The organism is Peribacillus sp. NPDC101481 (assembly GCF_044767165.1).
GTDB lineage: Bacteria > Bacillota > Bacilli > Bacillales > DSM-1321 > Peribacillus.
In genome coordinates, this window is record NZ_JBIWNJ010000001.1 from 789,466 (window position 1) to 807,578 (window position 18,113).

Genomic DNA, 18,113 nt, shown 5'->3' on the forward strand with positions numbered 1-18,113 from the left:
GGCAGGTTAGCTGTAATGGCTGAAAAATATAATACTAGAGAAGAACGCCGAAAGCAGGGGCAGACTCAAAAAAAGGGACAGAAAACAGGTCCTAAAAAGCCAACAAATATGCTTAAGCGAATTTTCCTTATACTTGTTACAATCGGAATAATAGGCCTTGTTGCCGGAGGAGCTGCAATGGCTTACTTTATCAGCGACGCTCCAAAACTTGACGAAAAGCTTTTGAAAGATCCGGTAACATCCAAGATTCTCGATGAAAATGGTAAATTGTTAGCTGAAATCGGTAAGGAAAACCGGGATTATGTAAATTATGAAGACATACCCGACCTTGTCGAAGAAGCTTTCCTGGCAACGGAAGATTCCCGCTTTTATGAACACCACGGGGTCGATTTCTTACGTCTGGGCAGTGCCGTCATAGCCAACGTCAAAAACGGATTCGGCTCAGAGGGTGCAAGTACATTGACCCAGCAGGTTATCAAGCGTTCTTATTTAACACCTGATAAAACCATTAAAAGGAAAGTCCAGGAAATGTGGCTATCCATACAGCTTGAAAGAAAATATACAAAAGAAGAAATTTTCGAAATGTATGTGAATAAGATTTTCTTTGCAAACCGTGCCAACGGGATCTTAACTGCATCGCAAACTTATTATGGAAAAGATCTTAGCGAATTGAAATTGAACGAAGCGGCCATGCTTGTAGGATTACCGCAAAGCCCAAGCAGGTATGACCCGTATAAATACCCTGAACGTGCGAAAGAACGCCGTGATATTGTCCTGCACTTAATGAATAAACATGGTTATATCACCGAAACGGAAATGAAAAATGCACAAAGCATCGATATTACAGAAGGACTTCAAGAAATCGATAAGAGCCAAATCGATACGACCGCATACGATGCATTCATCGATTTGGTAATTGAGGAAGTCGGGGATATGGGTGACTATAACGTCTTTACCGATGGTTTGGAAATCCAAACGACCATTGATAAAGATGCCCAGGAATATGTCTATAACATGTTGAACAGTGATGAAATCATCAATTATCCAAGTAAAGATCTCCAAGCCGGAGTCACATTACTCGATACAGAAACTGGTGAAATCAAAGCAGTTGGCGGCGGCAGGAACACGACGGTTAAACGCGGCTGGAATTACGCAACGGATGCCAAGCGATCACCTGGTTCGACCATCAAGCCGATTCTGGATTATGGTCCTGCCGTAGAATATTTAAATTGGTCCACCTACCATCAAATCAAGGATGAGGAATATTCTTACAGTGATGGAACATCGCTTAAAAATGCTTCCGGACGACATTATGGTACTGTAACGACTCGTGAAGCACTGGCACGGTCATTAAATATTCCTGCCTTAAAAACGCTTCAAGCAGTCGGCTTGGACCGGGCACGTGATTTCGCCACTGAACTTGGCATTCCTTTTGACAAGGAAATTACCGAATCTGCAGCATTGGGCGGCGGTAAGGATGTTTCAACACTTGAACTTGCCGGTGCATACAGTTCATTCGGAAACAACGGTATATATAATGAACCGCATAGTGTGAAAAAGATTGTTTTACGTGATAAAACAACCATCAAAAACAAGACGGAATCAAAACCGGTCATGAAAGATTCCACAGCTTTCATCGTGACGGATATGTTGAAAAGCGTCATGAAAGAACCTTATGGAACAGGAAGGTTAGCCAATATACCAAGTCTCCCTGTAGCCGGTAAAACGGGTTCAACCAATTTCACACCTGAACAGCGTGCAGCGAACAACATCCCATCTTCCGGTGTAAAAGATAGCTGGATGGCAGGTTATACAACCAATTATACTGTCGCGGTTTGGGCTGGTTATGATAATGCATCTGGTGAGAAAATGGAATATCTGGGTGAATCATCTCAAAGGATCCCTAAATCCATCTTTAAGAACTTAATGGAACATATGGCTCAATCAAAAGAAACGAAAGACTTTGATCAACCTGACAGTGTTGTGAAGGTTGGAGTCATCAAAGGTTCGAATCCAGCTGTTAAAGCCAATGAATACACACCAAGCAGTAAAATCACTTATGAATATTATGTTAAAGGTCACGAACCGACACAAGTGACGACAGAATATGAAAAAATCGACTCACCTGGCATTAACGCTTCTTACAATCAGGAAAGCAATGAAATCAATCTTTCATGGTCATATCCTAAAGGAAATGGGAATACCCAATTCGAGGTTAAGATGTCCGTTGATGGCGGAGCAGAGAGCGTATTAAAAAAATCGAAGGATACTAGTTTAACGATCCCTAATCCAACCCCTGGTAGTAAATATACTTTCTCAGTGGTAGCTTTAGTGGATAACCAACAAAGTGATCCTGCGAGTACATCAGTCAAAATACCTGCTGAAGCGGAAGCTCCTGAGGATACTGAGGACGAGGAGATTAAAGATCCGGCCGAAGGTGAAGATCCTGAACAAGAAACGCCTGCTGAGGGCGAAGAAGATAAGCAAGGCGAAGACAAAAATAACAATGGCGAAAACGGCAATAATGGAAATGACGAAAATAACGGCAATAACGGTAATAATGGTAATAATGGTAATAACGGTAATGGCAACAACGATAATAATGGTAATGGCAACAACACTGATGATGGAAATGGAAATGGCAATAATGGTGGTGATGAGGACGTCGAAGGCGGGGATGATGCCACTGACCCTGGAACGGTAGAAGAGGAAAAACCAGTCGAGACCCCTGACCCTAACCCTAACCCGGACCCAGATCCAAACAAAGATACGGAATAAATATATATAAGGATTGACTTAAAAAACGTCTAAGCTAAAAGCTTAGACGTTTTTTTGGATGTTCTTATTTTTGATCATGAACTTCACATATTGCTTTTCAAATTCTCGGAACAACTCACTAAGCTGTCTATATGAATGAAAAAAAGCGGGTCTAGCAAGGATGAAAGAAAGCCTTTCAGCAAGGTTCACCGGAATATTGGTAAAGGATTCTATTTTTGCCCGTAAATCACTCAAAACCACTGGCTTTCCATGCATCCAGAAGATTGCGGTTAAAAATAAACCGATCCCCTGCTTCATGAGTAACAAAGTCTGCCCCACTTTTCGCTCGGAAAATAGCAAACTGCATTCTGAATCAATTCCCTTCCATTTTTCCAGCAGTTCCTTTATATGCAATGCCCCCATAGACCAAGGAGCATAAGCCTCTACATTATTATAATAAAGTAACTCATACGGAAAAGCCTCGAATGGGATCGTTCCACTCCAACCTGCAAAACGCTCTTTTTCCAAGATGGTTTCCTTTTCAGGGAAAAACAAAGGGTGGTCCAATACTTCAGGGACTTTTAATGATATGGACTGCGTCAATTGGCTTCTTTCCTTTTCATTCTTTTTTTTCCTTCACGGCATAATTCAAGAAGCGGGCAGGTTTCACATCTTGGTGACTGGGCCTTGCAATGATAGCGTCCAAAGAATATCAGGCGGTGATGCGTAACGGACCATTCATCCTTTGGTATCTTAGCCATCAACGTTTTCTCAACATCAAGGACACTATCCTTCCAACGGCATAATCCCAGACGCTTGGAAACACGCTCTACATGGGTATCCACAGCAATCGCAGGCACATCAAAAGCAACGGAAACGACTACATTCGCCGTCTTTCTGCCAACGCCAGGCAATTTAACAAGCTCATCACGATCTCTGGGAACTTCCTTACCGTATTCTTCGATCAGCATGCGCGACAACTTTTGTATATTCTTAGCCTTGTTACGAAACAAACCGATTGAGCGAATATCATTTTCCAGCTCTTCTATCGGAACGCTTATGTAATCCTCAGGCGTTTTATATTTTTGAAATAAATCCTTCGTTACTTTATTGACTAATACATCCGTACACTGAGCTGACAGGGCAACAGCAATCACCAATTCAAATGGATTGGAGTGATTCAGCTCACAATGGGCATCCGGAAACATTTCACCCATCGTATCCAGACAATATCGAATTTGAGCTTTATTCAACATATTGGTTCTCCTTCAATTTACATTACTGCTCAAGCCAGTTATAGAAAGGCACATCTTTCAATGGTCGTGCATTTTCCGTCTTTCGGTCCCTCTTTTGGTGAACTCTAAATTTTTGTCCTTGCTCCCTTGCCTGTTCCAAGGTTTTAATTCCATTCTTTTTCCACTCGAATAAAATTCGATCAATATATCGGAAATTCAATTTTCCGGAAATGACAGACTCCCTCAAAGCTGACTTAATGATTTCGGGTTGATGGTCATCCTCCATCCACATTGCCAATGTCTCACATTCATAAGGAGATAAAGGGCGGCCGAACTCCTGTTCAAAAATCGTATAAAGACTCTCCCCCGCTTTTTGGATTTCAGCAGACTCTGTCTGTTTCAAAGTTTTCAAGAAACAGTCCATCATTTTTTCATAAAGTGGAGACAACGAGTATTTTTCCTGTCCGATTTCTTGGCTATCCTCAACCATCATTTCAATAAATCCCCTTTGGACCAAACGCTGGATCAAGAATAGACATTCCGTTTCCTGCAATGTCATTCGGTCAGAAAGTTGGGATGGTGCAGGGAAATGGTTACCTTTATCTATGAAGCTTTGCAATTGTAATAAAAGGACCATTTCTTGTTCATTTAGTCCCATTGTACTATAGTTAGTCAGCAAAAAGGATGGAATCGTTATCGTTCCTTCCTTAAACCACGCATATAAATGTTCTTTATTCATGTTTTTGGACACCTCTGGTTAAGTATAACATGAATACGGCTCCCCGAATAAGTTTATAATTTTAACAAAAAACGGTTATCTGCCAAATATGGCAAGATAACCGCTTCATTACGGAATCAAGGATATAATCGATTTAATAGGCGTGGGAACGGGATGGTTTCACGGACATGCTCGACTCCACTGATCCATGCAACGGTACGTTCCAATCCCAAACCGAAGCCTGAATGCGGTACAGAGCCATATTTTCTTAATTCCATATACCATTTGTAAGCATCCTCGCTCAAGCCATGCTCATTGATTCTCTGCTCTAGCAATTCCTGATCATGAATCCGCTCTGAACCGCCAATTATTTCTCCATATCCTTCTGGAGCGATCAAATCGGCACAAAGAACGACTTCTTCCCTGTCAGGGTCTGGCTGCATATAAAAAGGTTTGATTTTAGTTGGGTAATGAGTTATGAAAACGGGCTTATCATAACTTTCCGCAATCGCAGTTTCGTGCGGAGCCCCAAAATCATCACCCCATTGGATATCATTAAATCCTTGTTCATGAAGGAACTTAATGGCCTCATCATATGTAATACGCGGGAAAGGAGCTTGAATTTGTTCAAGCTTCGCTATGTCACGGCCCAGTGTATTCAACTCAAGCTGACAGTTTTTCAATACGGATTGGACGATCGAAGAAACGAATTGCTCCTGAACCTCCAGGTTTTCTTTAAATTCGATAAAAGCCATTTCTGGTTCAATCATCCAGAACTCGATTAAATGTCGTCTTGTTTTGGATTTTTCTGCCCTGAAGGTAGGTCCAAATGAAAATACCTTCCCAAGTGCCATGGCAGCCGCTTCCATATAGAGCTGACCACTTTGTGAAAGGTATGCATCCTCATCAAAGTACTTGGTCGCGAACAATTCACTCGTTCCCTCTGGTGCGCTTCCAGTTAAAATTGGGGGATCCACTTTAACGAAACCTTCTTCATTAAAGAATTCATATGTAGCACGGATTATTTCATTACGGATCTTCATGACTGCATGCTGCCGTTTTGAACGCAGCCATAAATGGCGGTTATCCATTAAGAATTCAGGACCATGCGCTTTAGGTGTAATGGGATAATCCAATGATTCATGAATGATTTCAATATCTTTCACCTGTAACTCAAAACCGAACGGCGAGCGTTCATCCTTTTGAATGACACCTGTTACATACAAGGATGACTCTTGCGAAACCGATTTCGCACGAGCGAATATTTCTTCACCCACATCAGCTTTCACGACCACACCTTGAATGAAACCAGAGCCATCACGGATTTGAAGGAAAGCAATTTTCCCACTGGAACGTTTGCTGGCAAGCCAGCCTCCAATGGTTACTTCTTGTTCGACGAATTTGCTAGCATCTTTTATTGTAATTTTCACGGAATTTACCTCCAAAAATAGCTTAACTTACTAAGGAATTTACTCTACTTATTATACCCATAGCCCTGCTTACAAGCAAATAAATCAATTGAAGTAGAACTTCCATGCCTTTTCTATCACTCTTATTATGTTTGGAGCATACCCGCCAGATTATATGGTAGATTATTTTTCACTATCGCCCAAAGCTCATTACAGTAAAGTCATCTTGGTATATGTATCATTCAACATTTCCATTTTCAACAAGGGATTGAATCCTATCAACCAATGGTAATCATTTTCGCCTTCAACAAAGTTTCAAATGATGCATATAATTGAAAAGCACTTTTAGGATTTCTTATTTGGCAGGAAAGCAGCTCTTCAAGTCTTTTGATCCGATACCGTAAACCACTCATTGAAATGTTCAATTCTTTCATACTGCATTCAAGATTTCCACCACATTGCAGGAATACATAAAGCGTTTTCAATAATTCCTTCATTTTTGGGTCATCTTTCATTAATAAAGGAGCCAGCATTTTCTCTGCCTTTTTTAGTACCGCTGGAGTACTCCCCGTATGCATTAAAATGGATAGCAGATCTACTTCTTCAAATTTGATAATATCCCGAGTTCCTTCATTCATATTCAATGCGGTTAAAGCTTCTTGAAAAACCTCGTGAGCCCGTTCCAATTCATCACTTATTGTGCTAAGACCCATTTTAAAGTTATATCCGCTAAAAACAGTATATAAGTGATTGATGCATTCCTTGGTGCGAAGCTGATATTCAGTTCCCGGACTCAGCGGTATAAGCAATACGATATTACCATCCCTTAAGGCTGTTAAGACAACTTGATTCCGCTTTTTAAAGAAACTATAAATCTCTTCGATGATTTTCTGCTGAATGAAATAGTCATTCGCTGTCCCCCGATCGGAGGAAAAACCATAGCCAAGCAACGCAATGGTGAAAGGATGATCCAATGAAGCGTCTAAATACATGCTTTTTTTAATTATTTCTTCTCTGGAAGCAAACTCTCCATTTAATATTTGTTCAAGAAATAAACCTTTTACCCTTTCAAGGGCTTCAAAACTGCTTTTCTCATTTAAGAGGAATAAGGAACCGGTCATGGAAACCCTTTCAAGAATCATTCGATTGATTTCCAGGTTCGTTTTTCCTTCAACCGGATCCGATTGCGCAAAAACACAATAGCCGTAAGTTTTATTTTGTAACGTTATGGGAGTATAAAGCAGCTCCATCCCATCTTTTACGATTCTTCCGGTCTCCAATGTGGCAGGACCATTTTCCCTCATCAGTTTGAGCTGATTCCTGACTTCCCTTACCTTCCCTATGTGAAACCCAGCATGATAAACCTGATTGCTATTGAAATTCTCCATCAACAAAGGAATTTTCGTTTTCTGATAAACCATCCTCACTATCGATTGAAGGCTTCTTCCGTTAATTAACTCCTCTGTCAGCAAATTATGAATATCCATCACTTTTGATAAACTATTGCGTTCCTCCAGCAGCTTTTCATATGTTACGGCAAGCTCTTGTACAATCGGTTTGGTTTTATAATCTTTCAACTCATCTTGAATCTCCAGGCCCCATAAATGTATCGATTTACCTTCGTATCTACACTCTGATTGCCCTGCTCCCTTACAGGCACTTTCTTTAAAAATCACTTCGTGACCGCAGACCGTCGAATAAAATCCACTTGCATAACCCGTCAATGTATAACAGACTGGCTTTTCCGCAATGCCTATCTGGGTGATATGTTCCTCTGCCTCATAGGAATTCACCCAAACCCCTTCCACCTTTACAGAGTGTACATCCGTTTGATTATCCATTGATAATTCCAGGTTCGTAGTATTAACTTTTGTATAACCCTGCAGCATATGTAAGATTGGACCTTGCCTCAGTATTTCCTTTACCGTTGACAAATCCCTTTTTAGCATCATTGACTCCGATATTCCAGCCATAACGTATTAAAAAAGACTTCATTCTTTCAAATCCAATATTCTCGATCAAGTCTTTTCTTAGGGTACCGAAAATTGAAGAGGAAGTCAGGATCATCATCTCATCATTTAAATGAATTTCCCCTTCATCATTCTTAAGATTCAAAAGATTCGTCATGATTCCCCACGGCTTTCCTTTTACATAATATTATACTTTTTCCACACCTTACCTATCAAGATAAAAATGTAAACGCATTCATATCATGCAGTGGTGGAAAAGCCGGTGGGAGTCCGATACAAACCATTCTTTTTCACGTTTTTCTACTCAGATTAATTCGTTCGGAGCCGGATCAAATCAGCATCAATGCCTTCATCTTCATTTATCCACTTATCGTTTGTCCAGCCATGAAGGTCATAATCGTCCATTGCCAAGTCCACAAAAGCTTTGAATTTATCTGATTGTCCATTTGAATCTGCCATTTTCATGGTTTCCAGCCTAATATTTTCATGGTTACCCGCATAATTGATTTCATATAATTCATTCCTGCCACCAAATTCAGTTCCGATGGAATCCCATATAAGTTTCATCAGTTTTACCCTTTCCACTGCCGAAACCCCGCCAGAACCCTTATAATATTTTTCGAGATACGGACGGACCTCAGGGTTTAAAAAATCCTTGGAGCTTGATGGGAGTTGAATGAGATTACCTGCTACAACCTGTTCAAATATCTGTTTTACCTTTGGCCATACCATAGGTGCAAACACCCTATATGCAGTTGCGTATGTGCTATTGGGCAGAACAGTGCCATACGGCCCTACCATCGGATCTGTAGCCATCGCTGTCGAGATTGCCCAAAACATATTCCTGTAAGCAAGCACTTCCCCGATGTTGGCTTGTACTCCCCTAAATTGATTCGTTCCTGCCATCTCCGTAGCCTTCATCAGAAGCCCAGCCATAAAGTCCAATTTCACCGCATAGCGTGTACAGCCATGAAATGTATATCGGTTCATCCACCCAGTCTTGGATCTAAATCCATTGGCAATTTCCACATTATTATAGGCGAATACATTCTCCCATGGGATGAATACATGATCAAGGACGATGACTGCTTCATTCTCGTCGAACCGACTAGAAAGCGGGTAATCGAAAGGAGTGCCTGTCCTCGCAGCCGTTTCTTCAAAAGACTGTCTGCTGATCATTTTTAATCCCGGCGCATTCATCGGCACAAAGAAAATCAATGCATGGCTTCTATCCCCTTCCCCAAGATCGACAGGAGAATAATTCGCGACAAAATTATAATTCGTAAGTGCTGCTGAAGTTCCAACCATTTTAGCTCCACTTACGATTATTCCATCATCCCGCTCTTCCACCGTACGTACAAATACCTCTTTATTTTCATGTAGCGGTTTATTCCTGTCCATTGCCGGATTTATAATTGTGTGGTTACAGAAGGGAACGTCCTTTGTGGTTTTTTCATACCATCTTTTCGCATTATCTTCAAATCCCTTATAAAAATCGCTATACGGTCCCAATGACCCTGTAAAAGCAGCTTTGTAATCAGGGGTACGACCCATGAAACCATAGCTCAATTTTGACCATTCTGCTATGGCATCCCTTGCTTCAAGCAGCTCTTTTGCGTTCTTTGAAGCCTTGAAGAACTTATGGGTAGTATGGCCTTCATCTGTCTTAGCCGTTAAAATCCGAGCACTAACCGGATCATGGAGAGCATCATATAGTTGGGCAATTGACCTTGCAGAATTGCGATATGCTGGGTGTGTCGTAACATCATCTACCTTATCGCCGTTCAAGAATACCGTTCTTCCGTCTCGTAAACTTTCTAAATACTCTTTGCCATTCATCATCGGAACATCCCCCATTCACAATCTTTCAATTTAGATTTCTAGCTTTATACTAACTAAATGTTCAAGGCATTTTTCTGTTGAAACCCCTCTTTTTTCTAACATTTTTTGTCTGATTTTACTGAATAATCTAAATATGTTGAACTTAAACAAAAAATCATATACGATATCATATATGATTATTAATAAAATCAAGGGGTGAGTGTCCATGGCAAAAGCAAGAGTGAAACTCAAAAAGTCAGATTATTCGGAAGAAATGGAAATACTGTCGAACCGCTATATATTAATGAACGGTGATAAGTATGAGGTATCACAAATCAATTTGGATAACCCTATTTCAGGAACGGTATATGGAACATTATTAAACTATAAAGGATCATTGGAAGCATTGAAGGGAAAGATCGACCATCCTCCTTATAATGAACCTCCTAAAGGGCCGATCCTATATATTAAACCTAGAAACACGTTTTCTTCTTTTTCAAATCCAGTTCCCCTTCCAAACGGCATACCTGAATTGGAAATCGGGGCCGCACTGGGAATTGTAATCGGTAAAACTGCCACAAGAGTCAAAAAAGAACATGCATTGGATTATATAGAAGGTTTTACGATCGCCAATGATATTAGCGTTCCACATGAAAGTGTTTTCCGTCCTGCTATCCGCCATAAAGCCCGTGATGGATTTTGCCCGATCGGTCCATGGGTCGTATCCAAGGAATCGATATCCAGCCCCGATTCTTTAGGAATCCGTGTATATATAAATGGAGAGCTAAAGCAAGAAAATTCAACTTCAAATCTAATTCGCTCCATATCCCGCCTTATTGAGGATGTAACAGACTTCATGACTTTGAGTACGGGTGACGTCCTTCTAGTTGGAGTTCCAGAGAATGCACCGCTGGCAAAAGCCAATGATCATGTCAGAATAGAAATAGACGAAATCGGGCATTTGGAAAATACTATCATTTCCGAGGAAAAACTATCACTGGAGGGGATTTTATGAAGAGAGCACGTGTAGCCTATGCAGGTGCCGTACATCCAGCAAGTGAATATTATGGCCAGCTCAAATTGGCGGATGGACGGATTGTCAATGAGCAGGATGTTGTCTGGCTTCCCCCGGTGGAACCACGAACTGTCTTCGCGCTTGGCCTGAATTATGCAGACCATGCGAAGGAGCTTGCTTTTAAAGCCCCGGAAGAACCCCTTGCGTTCTTAAAAGGTCCCAATACCTTTATCGGCCACCGTGGGCAGACAAGGCGGCCTGCTGATGCAGCTTATATGCATTATGAATGTGAACTTGCAGTCGTCATAGGTAAAAAGGCGAAAAACATAAAAAAGGAAGAAGCCTATAAGTATGTAAGTGGATATACGATTGCAAATGATTATGCAATACGTGATTATCTGGAGAATTACTACCGACCAAACTTAAAGGTCAAAAATCGCGATACCTGCACCCCCATTGGACCTTGGCTAGTCGATGCCGAAGATATTCCAGATCCTTCGAACCTTGCCATCAAAACTTACGTCAACGGAAAATTGACTCAGCAAGGCAACACGAAAGACATGATTTTCGGCATTGCTGATTTAATTGAATATTTCAGCAGCTTCATGACATTGAGTCCAGGCGATATCATTTTGACAGGCACACCTGAAGGATTGGCGGATACCGCTGTAGGCGATGAAATCATCACTGAAATTGAAGGAATCGGGAAACTCGTCAGCACAATAGTAGGTGACGATGCATTTACTGAAGGCGGGGATCGGCCGCATCTAAAAATCCATAATTAACGGAAGGGACTAATCACATGCCTCATATAATTATTGAATATACGGATAATATCAAAGATGAAATCCAGATTGATGGCTTATTAAAGAAGGTGAATGATGTCCTGATATCTTACCCTTCCATCTTTCCAATTGGCGGCATTCGATCCCGGGCCATTGAATTGAAGCATTATCGTGTTGCCGATGGTACAGAGGATGATGCCTTTGTTCATGCCATCCTAAAAATTGGCGCTGGACGCCAGGACGGTGATAAAACCAAAGTATGTGACCATCTATTCGAAACGATGGAATCTCATTTGGCATCCCTCTTTTCAAAAAGATATCTTGCACTCTCCATGGAACTTACGGAATTCAGTAATTTTGGCACATATAAAAAGAATAATATCCATGATCGATATCATAAATGAACAAGATTTCATATTTAAAGGCCTCCCCCTTCATTGGGGAGGCCTTTAAATCATTATGTTTTGCCACTGCTGCCGCGCTCAGTTGATTTCTGCAAGGTTTTCAGTACGGTTCAAGAACTCCTTGACACGATCCACATATTCCTGTTTATCATAGCCGTTATATAAAGCGCTCGCCATACGGACCGGATCTCCAAAAAAGAATCTTTCGTACAGCGTTTGCCTGGATCCAAATGAACTCATGCATACATCCCATGCGAGACGATACAATTTGACCCTGTCATATGCTCCACCATTCGCGGCTTGAAGATATTTATCCAAATCCGGTCGAAGCTCCGAATTGAAATCGGCTTCATTTGGAATCGCCATTAAGCCGCTAGCTCCAAGAAGCTGCATTATTTCACTGAATCTAGGGTAAATCTTCGGATAATAATTACGGGCAATGTTTAATGGTGTAAAATCAGGTGTCATCATTCCCCATTTATCCAATTTCGCGTTTGCCTCCGAAGCTGTTATGAAAGCCTTTAGCGTTTCAAGCGCCATGATGACTTCCGATATTTTCTCCTGAACATGCTGGTATTGCCCGATATTGATGGTTTCCGCCATAAGTTGCAAAATCCCCAGAATGAACTCAGTTTTGGCGATATTCTTCGATACCACCTGATGGGTCATATGAACAACTGCATTGCTTTCATTATATGCCTGGTTGCAAATGCCGACATCCCCATATGCAAATACCCGATTCCAAGGAACGACTACATCATCAAAAACGATAATCGTATCCATCTCCTCAAATCGTGAACCAAGTGGATGGTCAAAATGTGATTTGCCATAGTCGAATGATTCACGACAGATGAATTTCAACCCCGGTGTATTATTTGGAATGGAGAATGCGAATGCATAAGGGTTTTCTTCTTCTGATTGTTTTAGCAATGTCGAAGGGAAAACCATGATTTCATCCGTTATTCCTCCTTGTGTAGCTAATAATCTGGCTCCCTTTATAATAAGCCCTTCTGAATTCTTGCCAGCAATTCTTGCAGCGATGTAAGGGTCCGGAAGCTTTGCGGCACTAACTCCCCTATTAACCTGTGGTTGAATCAAGGTATGTGTCAACGACAAATCCTTTTCCCGGCAGAGCTCATAATAATCCTTCATATTTTTTGAAAATGCCGAATCCTGAGTGCCGAACATATCCGCTGCAGTACCGTACGCCATCATCCCACTGTTGATATAGTCAGGGGAACGTCCCATCATTCCATTATTATGCCTTGCCCATTCTTGAAACATCTTCCTCCTTTTTTCAAGGTCTTCCTTTGTCCGCGGCTGCATGAATGAGGTCCCTACTCTTTCGTTTGAAGTTGGTGAAATATAAGTCATGATGTCATTTTTCGCGGAATCATGCTGCAAATCATATAATTCAGCCTGTGTTTTCATGACCCCTTTAAAAGCTGGGTGTTGACTGATCTTATCTTTTACTTGCTCTCCATTGATCCATACATTCGCCTTTGCTTTGTCTACCCTATCGATATATTCTTTACCTGTTTTAGCCGGCATGCTTGCATCCCCCTTTAAAATCGATATAAATGAAGCGCTTACAATTAAAATTCCAAATATTGAATTAATTTATATAACAAAATATACCATGTGTTATGATATATATAAAATACTTTAAAAATTCAAAATGTATATGTAAATCATATGTATGAGGTGTATAAAATGGACATCCGGCAGTTAAAATATTTTGTGACAATCGTTCAGGAAGAACAAGTAACCAAAGCTGCAAAAAAATTACATATGGCTCAACCGCCTCTTAGCCAGCAACTTAAATTGATGGAAATGGAAATTGGTGAAAAACTTTTCGATCGGAATGGAAAGAAACTTAAACTCACTGAGACTGGTCAGGTTTTATATAAAAAAGCTGAAGCTCTATTGAATCAGTTTGAAGAAACACTTCTGGAAGTGAAGGAAGTCAGTAAAGGGGTAAAGGGCACTCTTTCCATAGGGTCTGTAAAAACCTGCTTTTCTTACATTCCGCAAAGGATGAGAACCTTTAGAGTAAAATACCCTGATATACGATTCAAGTTAATGGAAGGTGATACGTTCCGTTTAACGGAAGGCTTAATAAACAGGGAAATCGAGTTGGCCATCGTACGACTCCCAATTAATGGTAATCAGTTTTCGTCGGTTAACCTTCCACCGGAAGATTTTGTACTTGTCACCCCACATGATTGGGATATCCCAGACTTCATCGAATTTAAACAAATCAAGGAAGTTCCCCTCTTGTTGCTGCATAGGGTAAGCGGTCAAGGTACATATGAGCTTATAGTGGATGAGTGCTTCAGACATGGATTTGAACCTACGATTGTATGTGAATGTCCTGATGCTGCAATGATATTATCTTTAGTGAAGGAAGGAATAGGAGCTACCATCATGCCACGTACCACATCCAATTCGTTTTCAACCCAGGGTATAAATATAGTCGAATTGATAGATTGTGAAGTACAATCCGAAGCCGCGCTTATTTGGCTCGAAGAACGCTATCTTTCCAAAGGCGCCGTCAAATTTCTAGAAACTTTTTCCGAATGAATGGCCAGTTATCCTTAAATCTTCATTTCATTTGCACCTTTTCTAATAATCTATGGTGTTGGTTGGAATTTCTATTCCATTGAAAAGAAAAAAAGCAACCTAGATGGCTGCTTTTAAAAATCGATTCACAAGTTCGATGAGCTGCACTTTATTTATATGCATATCATTCAATGTCGCAAAACACCCTTAACATCATGACCCGTATTGGACTTTACGAGGATTTCATTATAATTGTCTTTTGTAACCGTTTCCAAATCTGTCCTGCGGTTACTGAACAGGGAACCTAAATAGCATGCGAGGAACCCAAGAGGAATGGAAACGATTCCTGGTGAATTCAAAGGGAAAATCGGGTCACCTGTCATTATGGTGGCTCCGGGAACCGGGTTCCAGACATTTGGACTTAAGGCCACGAGCAAAAGTGTACCAAAAAGACCTGTCATCATACCGACCATTGCACCGGTTTTATTGAATTTTTTCCAATAGATGGTGAGAAGGATGACCGGCAAATTCGAACTGGCTGCCAATGTAAAAGCAATCGATGCCAGAAACGCTACATTGAATTCCTGCAGACCTAATGATAAAACGATTGCAAGTGCAGTCACACCAATGGACGCCCATCTAGCCATCGTCATTTGCTGTTTTTCCGTTGCTTTTCCATCTTTTAAAATTTCATTGTAAAAATCATGTGAAAATGCCGTAGCACCTGTTAAAACGATTCCCGCAACAACTGCCAGTATCGTTGCAAAGGAAACGGCCGCAATAAAGGCGAATAAGATGTCCCCGCCCACAAGTTGGGCCAATAATGGTGCAGCCATGTTACCCGCTGGATTAGCGGTCATGATATTCGATGTTCCAACCAACTTCGCAGCACCGAATCCGAGAAAAATGACCATGATATGAAAAGCACCCATAATCCACATCACCCAAACAACCGACTTCCTTGCCACTTGTGCATTCGGGACAGTCAGAAAACGTATTAAAATGTGCGGTAGACCTGCCGTTCCCAGAATTAGGCCCAGGGACAAGGAAGCTGCATCCCACCCACTGGCATATTTAATACCTGCCTTCAGGTAAGCTGCTCCCATGGGTGTCGCTGTTTTCATTTCCGTGAAAATTCCGATGAAACTAAAATTCAACTTCCACATGACGATCATAAATAATATAAACACGCCGCCAATCAGCAGGATTGCTTTAATGATCTGCACCCAGCTCGTCGCCGTCATCCCCCCAAATAGTACAAATACCAACATTACAAGACCTACGATAATGACAGAGGTATTATACGGGATGTCTAAAAGCAATTTAAATAAAGCACCTGCCGCAACAAGTTGACCCAGCATGTACATGACTGATATCACCAAGGTATTAAAAGCGGTCACTCCCCGGACCTGTTTATATTTAAACCTTGTAGTCACCATATCAGCCAATGTGTATTTCCCTAAGTTCCTTAAAGGTTCAGCCACCAGGAATAATACAACAAGGAATGAAACAAGTGCTCCGTACATCAGGAAAAATCCATCATACCCCGTTAAGGAAAATGCTCCAATCAACCCTAAAAATGTGGAAGCCGACATAAAATCCCCGGCCAATGCAAGTCCATTTTGCCTAGCTGTCAAACCGCCCCCAGCCGTATAAAAAGAGCCTGCCGTTTTAGTTTTTTTGGAAGCGAAATACGTAATGAAAAGGGTGCCTATCGACATTAGTGCAAAAAGAATAATAACTGTCCAATTCATGATTCAAAGCCCTTCTTTCTCGATGATTTCTTTTATTTGTTCATCGATTCTTTCGGATTTCCTTACATATACGCTGCAAACCCATACAGACATAACCGTGATGGAGACACCGTACACCCACGCCCATGTTATGTCTCCAATGAAAGGGTGATCCAGGATATCAGTGTAAAAAACTAAGAAGGGCAAAAGCAGGGAATATCCCATAAAGAATATCGTAAAAGGGATGACGAATTTCTTTTTATCGGAAAGCATATTCTGAAACTCTTTGGAAGCAACAATCCTTTCATAATCCACTAGATTAGTTTGTTCCGATTCTTGAAGGTTTTTTTCCAACCGAACCATCTCTTCACACCTCTTCTGATATTTATTTTTCAAAGGACGGTACTATAACTAGTATTGAGCCTTTCCATTGCCAAATCTTTTCCAAAAACCCAAACAACTCATCTGCACAAGAAGGGCTAAGCCCATCCCTAAGCTTTCCGAACGCATTTTGTCTAACCGGTGAAACATACAGATAGGGCAGCAGTTAGTTCCCCTGCTGCCCTGTCCCAGACTATATCTTATAGAAGGCTTGCACTTTCGCAATAGACTTAGCTTGCGCCCTATCAATGACAATGTGCGGTCAATGTATGTTTTTGCCGAAACACTCGATCATTCATCCTGAATCCCGCTTTTTTCAGATGATGAATTCAGGCTTGCTTTTTGCCAGAATCGGTTCTTTAAGAGGAACTTCTTCACCTGATATTATATCAAGGACAGCAGAAGCCTCATCAAACCATGAATCCGGGGCTTTTGCTCCCCAAAATGTCTGGCGTCTTGGATCATTCAAATCCCAATGAATCGGTTCGATATCAGGGTCAGATGTTAAGTAATCCCCATTGTATAATTCGATTCTGTGACCGTCCGGGTCTCTTAAATATAGGAAGAATGCATTGGATAGGCCATGCCTTCCTGGTCCGCGTTCGATGGACTGTGCATATCCAAGTGATGCCAGTACATCACAGGCATGGATAATTGCAAGGGGGTCAGGCAGAAAGAAGCCTACATGATGAAGTCTTGGACCGATTCCGTTCATGAATGCCTGGTCATGGACGGTTTGCTTTCTATGTAGCCACGTAGCCCATAATTGGCCCGACTCATCCACTGTATCTTCCGAGCAGGCAAAACCTAATTCTTTCACATAAAAATCATAGGCTTTTTGGACATTTGTTACATTACAATTCACATGATCGATCCTTTGGACCCTTGACCCCCTATGCATATCGAATCTTTGCAGCAATCTCTCTGCTTTATCCATTTTGCTGAAAAACTCGATTGGCAATCCTGAAATATCCTGAACTCGGAGCGACTTGCCTAGTGCATGCTGTGTTCCTTCCTTCATCCACTTCATTTTCATTCCCTTGGACAGGAAGAAAGATTCCAATTCTTCAAGGTCTTCCTCTTTTTCAACCTTGTATCCTATCGCTTCAACGCTTGGCTTTTCTGCCTTTTGCAAGATAAGCGAGTGATGATGCGCTTCCTCTAAACCACGTAAATATATGTGATCATTCGTTCTTTCCGTTTCAATAAAACCTAAAGCATCCACATAAAAGGCTCTTGATTTATCTAAATCCGTTACATTAAGTATCGTTCTCGCAACACGAATAATAGAAAAATTCATTGTATTCTCCCCTTCTTTATGAC

16 protein-coding genes are annotated in these 18,113 nt (G+C 41.2%); 5 read left to right on the forward strand and 11 right to left on the reverse strand.

What is annotated here, in order from left to right; translation table 11 throughout:
• The first annotated feature begins 15 nt into the window (after positions 1-15).
• Entirely contained in the window at positions 16-2,778 is a 2,763-nt protein-coding gene (locus tag ACIROD_RS03705; RefSeq protein WP_402938066.1) for a PBP1A family penicillin-binding protein, read from the forward strand.
• A gap of 42 nt (positions 2,779-2,820) precedes the next feature.
• Here the strand turns inward: ACIROD_RS03705 and ACIROD_RS03710 are convergent, their stop codons facing one another.
• The 7 genes from ACIROD_RS03710 to ACIROD_RS03740 form a co-directional block, all read right to left on the reverse strand.
• Entirely contained in the window at positions 2,821-3,360 is a 540-nt protein-coding gene (locus ACIROD_RS03710) for a YpoC family protein (protein ID WP_402938069.1), read from the reverse strand.
• Positions 3,357-4,013 (reverse strand): endonuclease III, encoded by a 657-nt coding sequence (nth, locus tag ACIROD_RS03715; RefSeq protein WP_101222378.1) that lies wholly within the window; start codon positions 4,011-4,013, stop codon positions 3,357-3,359. The genes ACIROD_RS03710 and nth overlap by 4 nt, the downstream gene beginning before the upstream one ends.
• Before the next feature lie 22 nt (positions 4,014-4,035).
• On the reverse strand, positions 4,036-4,731 hold the full coding sequence (locus ACIROD_RS03720) for a DnaD domain-containing protein (protein ID WP_101222379.1): 696 nt from the start codon (positions 4,729-4,731) through the stop codon (positions 4,036-4,038).
• Positions 4,732-4,847: 116 nt separating this feature from the next.
• Positions 4,848-6,140 carry an asparagine--tRNA ligase gene (asnS, locus tag ACIROD_RS03725; protein ID WP_101222380.1) on the reverse strand — a complete coding sequence of 431 codons (1,293 nt, stop codon included), beginning with the start codon at positions 6,138-6,140 and terminating at the stop codon, positions 4,848-4,850.
• Between the two features lie 257 nt (positions 6,141-6,397).
• Complete coding sequence (locus ACIROD_RS03730) at positions 6,398-7,960, reverse strand: helix-turn-helix domain-containing protein (protein WP_402938073.1); 1,563 nt, start codon at positions 7,958-7,960, stop codon at positions 6,398-6,400.
• A 22-nt stretch (positions 7,961-7,982) separates the two neighbouring features.
• A complete protein-coding gene (locus ACIROD_RS03735) occupies positions 7,983-8,246 on the reverse strand; it encodes a XylR N-terminal domain-containing protein (RefSeq protein WP_402938076.1) in 264 nt (87 codons plus the stop codon).
• Positions 8,247-8,398: 152 nt separating this feature from the next.
• On the reverse strand, positions 8,399-9,931 hold the full coding sequence (locus ACIROD_RS03740; RefSeq protein WP_402938079.1) for a 4-hydroxyphenylacetate 3-hydroxylase family protein: 1,533 nt from the start codon (positions 9,929-9,931) through the stop codon (positions 8,399-8,401).
• Positions 9,932-10,136: 205 nt separating this feature from the next.
• On the opposite strand from ACIROD_RS03740, the gene ACIROD_RS03745 reads away from it, so the two are divergent.
• The 3 genes from ACIROD_RS03745 to ACIROD_RS03755 are packed head-to-tail and all read left to right on the forward strand — an operon-like array spanning position 10,137 to position 12,114.
• Positions 10,137-10,925: a fumarylacetoacetate hydrolase family protein gene (locus ACIROD_RS03745; protein ID WP_402938083.1), complete on the forward strand. Its 789-nt coding sequence runs from the start codon at positions 10,137-10,139 to the stop codon at positions 10,923-10,925.
• The gene (locus tag ACIROD_RS03750) at positions 10,922-11,710 is read left to right on the forward strand and encodes a fumarylacetoacetate hydrolase family protein (protein ID WP_260358982.1); all 789 of its coding nucleotides are present in this window, start codon (positions 10,922-10,924) and stop codon (positions 11,708-11,710) included. The genes ACIROD_RS03745 and ACIROD_RS03750 overlap by 4 nt, the downstream gene beginning before the upstream one ends.
• 17 nt (positions 11,711-11,727) lie before the next feature.
• Positions 11,728-12,114 carry a 5-carboxymethyl-2-hydroxymuconate Delta-isomerase gene (locus ACIROD_RS03755; protein WP_402938088.1) on the forward strand — a complete coding sequence of 129 codons (387 nt, stop codon included), beginning with the start codon at positions 11,728-11,730 and terminating at the stop codon, positions 12,112-12,114.
• A gap of 78 nt (positions 12,115-12,192) precedes the next feature.
• On the opposite strand, the gene hpaB is transcribed toward ACIROD_RS03755, so the two are convergent.
• Positions 12,193-13,665 (reverse strand): 4-hydroxyphenylacetate 3-monooxygenase, oxygenase component, encoded by a 1,473-nt coding sequence (gene hpaB, locus ACIROD_RS03760; RefSeq protein WP_260358983.1) that lies wholly within the window; start codon positions 13,663-13,665, stop codon positions 12,193-12,195.
• A 162-nt stretch (positions 13,666-13,827) separates the two neighbouring features.
• Here hpaB and ACIROD_RS03765 point away from each other — a divergent pair, with 162 nt between their 5' ends.
• Positions 13,828-14,697, forward strand: a complete 870-nt coding sequence (locus ACIROD_RS03765) for a LysR family transcriptional regulator (protein WP_402938092.1) — start codon at positions 13,828-13,830, stop codon at positions 14,695-14,697.
• Between the two features lie 167 nt (positions 14,698-14,864).
• On the opposite strand, the gene ACIROD_RS03770 is transcribed toward ACIROD_RS03765, so the two are convergent.
• The 3 genes from ACIROD_RS03770 to hpaD form a co-directional block, all read right to left on the reverse strand.
• A complete protein-coding gene (locus ACIROD_RS03770; protein WP_402938095.1) occupies positions 14,865-16,430 on the reverse strand; it encodes a solute symporter family protein in 1,566 nt (521 codons plus the stop codon).
• 3 nt (positions 16,431-16,433) lie between these two features.
• On the reverse strand, positions 16,434-16,772 hold the full coding sequence (locus tag ACIROD_RS03775) for a DUF485 domain-containing protein (protein ID WP_101222389.1): 339 nt from the start codon (positions 16,770-16,772) through the stop codon (positions 16,434-16,436).
• Positions 16,773-17,106: 334 nt separating this feature from the next.
• The gene (hpaD, locus tag ACIROD_RS03780; protein ID WP_101222390.1) at positions 17,107-18,090 is read right to left on the reverse strand and encodes a 3,4-dihydroxyphenylacetate 2,3-dioxygenase; all 984 of its coding nucleotides are present in this window, start codon (positions 18,088-18,090) and stop codon (positions 17,107-17,109) included.
• Positions 18,091-18,113: the final 23 nt, after the last annotated feature.